This is a genomic window from Citrobacter sp. Cb028 (assembly GCF_030336705.1).
GTDB classification, from domain to species: Bacteria; Pseudomonadota; Gammaproteobacteria; order Enterobacterales; family Enterobacteriaceae; genus Citrobacter; species Citrobacter braakii.
The window spans coordinates 1-271 of sequence record NZ_JAOWCZ010000014.1; the positions used below are offsets into that span (position 1 = coordinate 1).

Sequence of the window (271 nt, forward strand, 5' to 3'; positions counted from 1 at the left end):
TGAAAAGTAAATAGCAAGGCGTCTTGCGATTGAGACTTCAGTGTCCCCTTCGTCTAGAGGCCCAGGACACCGCCCTTTCACGGCGGTAACAGGGGTTCGAATCCCCTAGGGGACGCCACTTGCTGGTATGTGTGAGTGAAAGTCGCCGACCGAAGTATCTCAAAACAGACTTTCGAGTCTCGTTTGAGATATTTGCTCTTTAAAAATCTGGATCAAGCTGAAAATTGAAACGACACACTGTTTCATTTCTCCGTAAACAAGAAATGAAAAG

Annotated in this window: 1 tRNA gene; it reads left to right on the forward strand. The window is 46.1% G+C overall.

The features are described 5' to 3' along the window. The first annotated feature begins 42 nt into the window (after positions 1-42). A tRNA-Glu gene (locus OGV75_RS00660) sits at positions 43-118 on the forward strand. Positions 119-271 lie beyond the last annotated feature (153 nt).